Below are 5167 nucleotides of genomic sequence, written 5' to 3' on the forward strand. Positions count from 1 at the left end.
GAGAGAGGGGCGGTACCGGTTACCGCGTGACTCGCGTTCCGCGGGTGACCCGGGTGCCGCGGGTCACGCGGGTGCCCCGGGTGACCCGAGTGCCCCGGGTCACCCGGGTGCCTGCCGTGTCGCGGGTGACGCGGGTGCCTGCGGTGACGCGGGTGCCCGCTGTGTCGCGGGTGACTCGCGTGCCCGCCGTGTCCCGAGTGACTCGAGTTCCGGCGGTGACCCGCGTGCCTGCCGTATCGCGGATGACGCGGGTGCCTGCGGTGACGCGGGTGCCTGCCGTGTCGCGGGTGACTCGCGTGCCCGCCGTGACACGCGTCCCGCGGGTGACTCGCGTACCACGAGTGACCCTGGTGCCGGCTGTCACCCGAGTGCCGCACGTGACTCGCGTACCGCACGTGACCCGCGTTCCCGCGGCGGCGGGGGCGTCAGCGGGGAGCGAGACGGTGGTGCGCGTGGACGGAACGGAGGTCAGAAGGGCGGGCATGGCAGATCCTCCCGTGACGGCGGTGTGCGGGTTTTCGTGCTGCGGAAATTCGGCGCAAGGTCCGTACAGGTGAAAAACTACGAGGTCTCGATGGGGGGAACAAGGCTGTTGGCGTCCCTGCCAACGCACGTACGTGGAATTGCAACCTTTCGCGAGCGAGCTTTCCGCTCAACGTGGGATCGGCCGCGTGGCAAGCGGAGGAGATGTCGGAGAGCCCCCGGTGGGCGGATCAGCGGTTTCACCGTGGCACCTGCGACGGGCCACGATCGGGTCGACTACCCTCCGGGGAGTGAGCATCCTCGAGACGACTCTGGTCTTCGTGGCGATACCGGTGGCCATATACGGCTTCTTCGCGTTGCTGACGCTGCGGTCCAAGTTCGCGAGCAGGCCCAGGTACCGGCCCGGACAGCCGTGGGACTACCCGCCCGTGTGGTGGACGGCGAACCCGGACGGTGTCGGTGAGCGCGTCGCCGAGGGGGACACCTCGGCGCCGTCGACAGTGCGTGGAGGTGCACGTGGGAACTGGTGAGCTGACGCGGGACACCGCTTCGACCGGACTGGAGGGCACCGAACTCCAGCCCGGGGCCGCCGTGACCGCGAGCGGGCGAGTGTCCGTGGCGCAAATGTACGAACCGGTTGCTCCGTCCGGCCCCTTCACCACGGCACAGCTGGCGCGGTTGGACGAGGCGTTGACCCTGGCCAGCCGGGAGACCGCGCTCGACTTCAGCATCTACCTCGGTGAACTCGGCGACGACAGCCGCGCGGGCGCCGAGTCCCTGCACGATTCACTGGGCGCGCAGGCGGACAATGCGGTGCTGGTCGCCGTGTCCCCCGGCGAGCGGGTGGCCGAGATCGTCACCGGCTCGGACGCCCGGCACCGGCTCTCCGACCGCGGCTGCAAGCTCGCGGTGATGAGCATGGTGGCCTCGTTCAAGGAGGGCGACCTCATCGGCGGCCTCGTGGGCGGTCTGCGCATGATGGCCGATCAGGCGGGCGCGCCCCCCTCCCACCGTTGACGTGCCGTCAAGGCCTCCTTTACTGCACTGAACGCAGTGAAGGAGGCCTTGACGACGTGCCAGCAACGCGGGGTCAGGACTCGTCGAAGCGGCGGGCCGCCAGGGCGCGGGCCACTCCGGCCCTGCCCTCGGTGACCAGGCGGCGCAGGGCCGCCGGGTGCGCGCCGTCGAGCCAGGCGTCCGCGGCCGCGATGCCCTCGGCCGAGACCTCCCACGTCGGGTACAGGCCCACCACCGTCGGCTGCGCCCGCTCGCTCGAACGCCTGCCCCACACCTCGTCGAGCACGTCGAAGTAGGCGCGCGTGTACTCGGTGAGCAGGTGCTTCTGCGCCGGGTGGGAGAACCCGGCGATGATCGCCTCGTTGACGGCGTTGGGGGACTCGTCGTCGTAGATCGCCCGCCGCCAGGCCTCGGCCTTGGCGTCCGGGGTGGGCCGCAGCGCCCGCGCCCGCTCCGCGTGCCTGCGGCCGGTGGCGGTGTCGTCCCGCTCCTGCTCGGCGTCGATCTCGGCCGTGCCCGCGCGACCGTGCGCGACGAGCGCGTGCAGCAGCCGCCAGCGCAGATCGGTGTCCACGGTCAGCCCCTCCAGCGGCGCGGAGCCGTCCAGCCAGCCCGTCAGCACGGCGAGCATGGCTTCGTCCAGCACCGAGGCCGTCAGCGCGTTGACGAACGCGAGCTGGTGGTCCGAACCGGGCTCGGCCGCGCGCGCCAGCTCGAGCACGCGCGTGGTGAACGCGGGCCAGCCGTGCTCACGCGCCCAGTCGGGCGAGGCGTAGGAGTTGAGCGCGGTCTGCGCCTGCATCAGCAGCCGCTGCACCACGCCCACCTCGGTCTCCGCCTGAATGCCGCGCTGCACGAGCGTGACGAAGTCGCGCGCCTTCAGCTCGGCCTCCCGGGTCATCTCCCACGCCGCCGACCAGCACAGGGTGCGCGGCAGCGGCTCGGTGATGTCGGCGATCCGGTCGATCAGCGTGACCAGGGAGTCGTTGTCCAGCCGCATGGTGCAGTAGGTGAGGTCGTCGTCGTTGACCAGCACGAGGGTGCCCGCGGGCACGCCGACCAGATCCGCGACGGGCGTGCGCTCGCCGTCCACGTCGAGCTCGACGCGGTGCGTGCGCACCAGCCTGCCCGCGCCGTCGTCGTCGTAGACACCGACCGCCACGCGGTGTGTGCGCAGCTCACCCGCGCCGGGTTTCGCGCCGCCCTGGAGCACGGAGAACGCCGAGTACCGGCCCGACGAGTCCACCTCGAACCGCGGGCGCAGGCTGTTCAGCCCGGTGGTCTCCAGCCACTGCGAGCTCCACCAGGACAGATCGCGCCCCGAGGCCTCCTCCAACGCGGTGAGCAGGTCGGACAGCGTGGCGTTGCCCCAGGCGTGCTTGCGGAAGTACACGGCGAGGCCGGACAGGAAGTTCTCGAGGCCCACGTAGGCCACGAGCTGCTTGAGCACGCTCGCGCCCTTGGCGTAGGTGATGCCGTCGAAGTTCACCTCGACGGCGTGCAGATCCACGATGTCGGCGGCGATGGGGTGGGTGGAGGGGAGCTGGTCCTGCCGGTAGGCCCACGACTTCTCGATGTTGGCGAAGCTGGTCCAGGCCCCCGTGTACTCGGTGGCCTCGGCCTGCGCGAGGACGCTGGCGAAGGTCGCGAACGACTCGTTGAGCCACAGGTCGTCCCACCATTGCATGGTCACCAGGTCGCCGAACCACATGTGCGCCATCTCGTGCAGCAGCGTCTCGGCCCTGCGCTCGTAGGCGTAGCGGGTGACGCGGCTGCGGAAGACGTAGTCCTCGAGGAACGTCACCGCGCCCGCGTTCTCCATCGCGCCCGCGTTGAACTCCGGCACGAAGAGCTGGTCGTACTTCGAGAACGGGTAGGGCACGCCGAAGTTCTCGTGGTAGAAGGCGAATCCCTGTTTGGTCTCGGTGAACAGCCGCTCGGCGTCCATGTATTCGGCCAGCGACGCCCGGCAGTAGATCCCCAGCGGAATCGTCTTGTGCTGATCGGAGTAGGTATCGCTCCACTGGGCGTACGGCCCGGCGATCAGGGCGACGAGGTAGGTCGACATGCGTTCCGAGGTCGCGAACACCGTGCGCACCGCGCCCTCGGGAGTGTCCTCCCGCGAGGCGACCCGCGCGTTGGACACGACCCGCCAGTCGCGTGGGGCGACGACGGTGAGCCGGTAGGTCGCCTTGAGGTCCGGCTGGTCGAAGCAGGCGAACATCCGCTTGGCGTCGGCCGTCTCGAACTGGGTGTAGAGGTAGACGCCGCCGTCGACCGGGTCGACGAACCGGTGCAGGCCCTCACCCGTGTTCATGTAGCGGGCGTCGGCGCGCACGACCAGCTCGTTGGACGCCGCGAGCTCGGGCAGTACCAGCCCGTCGTCCTCGACGTAACCGGAGACGTCGAGTTCGGCGCCGTTCAGCGTGGCCGAACGGAGGCGCTCGGCGACGATGTCCACCCACGTGCTCTCACCCGCTCTCCCGGCGAAGCGGACGGTGGTGGTGGAGTCGAAGGTGTTCTCGCCGGGGCCGCCGTGGCCGTCGGTGAGGTCGAGTTCGATGTCGTAGCTTTCGACATCGAGGAGTTCGGCACGCTGCCGGGCTTGCTCGCGGGTCAGGTTGGGGGCGGGCACTGGCACCTCTGTGCTGTCGTCGGTCGTTGTGGCTCTCTTGCGGGCGGTGTCCCGCCCGTGCTGTCGTTGATCCAATCATGCGCCGTGCTCGTCGGCGACGGGAACAAGCGGGGTCGCGACGGTGTTGGCGCGGAAGAGAAGTGACTACCCGCTACGAATCGTCGCAACCGGCAACCAAGGAGACCGCGTTGAGCGCACCCGAGACCACCGCGTCGTCCGAGACGGGGCGGCCCGCCCAGGTCGACTTCTACTTCGACCCGATGTGCCCGTTCGCCTGGATCACGTCCCGGTGGATCCTGGAGGTGGAAAAGCACCGGGACATCGACCTGAAATTCCGCGTGATGAGCCTCGCCGTCCTCAACGAGGGACGGGACCTTCCCGAGCAGTACCAGGACGTGATGCGCAAGGCGTGGGCTCCCGTCCGCGTGGCCGTCGCACTCGCCCGGCACAGCGGTGAGCAGGTGCTGCGCGACTTCTACACCGCGTTCGGCACCCGCTACCACAACGAGGGCAACTCGGACGTCGACGTCGTGCTCAAGGGGGCGCTCGATGAGGTGGGCGCCCCGGACACGCTGCTGACGGCCGGGGAGTCGACCGAGTTCGACGACGCCGTGCGCCAGACCCATCACGAGGGGATGGACCCCGTGGGAATGGACGTCGGCACGCCGACACTCCACATCGACGGCGTGGCCTTCTTCGGCCCGGTGCTGAACTCGATTCCGCGCGGGGAGGAGGCCCTCCGGATGTTCGACGGCGCTCGCATGCTGGCGAGCTACCCCGGCTTCTTCGAGCTCAAGCGCACGCGCACCGGCGAGCTGTCGTTCGACTGACGTCCCGCCACACGGCCGCGCCCGTTCACGACCATCGGGCGGGCGCGGCGCACGGGCGGGCTCGTGGCGAGTTCTCGGAGGTCAGCGCAGGGCCGCTTCCGTGACGTGCCGGGCCAGCGGCGAGCGCTCGAGGGCCTGCTCGGTGGTCAGCGCGCCCGCGTCGCGGTCCTGGCGCAGGCGTGCCAGGGCGCTCAGCTGCTCG

At 70.2% G+C, this 5167-nt stretch carries 4 protein-coding genes; 3 read left to right on the forward strand and 1 reads right to left on the reverse strand.

The genetic code is table 11. The annotated features are described in order from the left end of the window. Positions 1–773 precede the first annotated feature (773 nt). A complete protein-coding gene (gene ctaJ, locus SACSA_RS0102875; RefSeq protein WP_019813335.1) occupies positions 774–1013 on the forward strand; it encodes an aa3-type cytochrome oxidase subunit CtaJ in 240 nt (79 codons plus the stop codon). Further along, positions 1000–1500, forward strand: a complete 501-nt coding sequence (locus tag SACSA_RS0102880) for a DUF5130 family protein (RefSeq protein ID WP_028661472.1) — start codon at positions 1000–1002, stop codon at positions 1498–1500. Before ctaJ ends, SACSA_RS0102880 begins: the two co-directional genes overlap by 14 nt. 73 nt (positions 1501–1573) lie before the next feature. On the opposite strand, the gene pepN is transcribed toward SACSA_RS0102880, so the two are convergent. Further along, complete coding sequence (gene pepN, locus SACSA_RS0102885; RefSeq protein WP_019813344.1) at positions 1574–4135, reverse strand: aminopeptidase N; 2562 nt, start codon at positions 4133–4135, stop codon at positions 1574–1576. 188 nt (positions 4136–4323) lie between these two features. Between pepN and SACSA_RS0102890 the strand changes: the two genes are divergently transcribed. Then, positions 4324–4965: a mycothiol-dependent nitroreductase Rv2466c family protein gene (locus tag SACSA_RS0102890; protein ID WP_019813346.1), complete on the forward strand. Its 642-nt coding sequence runs from the start codon at positions 4324–4326 to the stop codon at positions 4963–4965. Positions 4966–5167: the final 202 nt, after the last annotated feature.

The organism is Saccharomonospora saliphila YIM 90502 (assembly GCF_000383795.1).
Taxonomy (GTDB): Bacteria; Actinomycetota; Actinomycetes; order Mycobacteriales; family Pseudonocardiaceae; genus Saccharomonospora; species Saccharomonospora saliphila.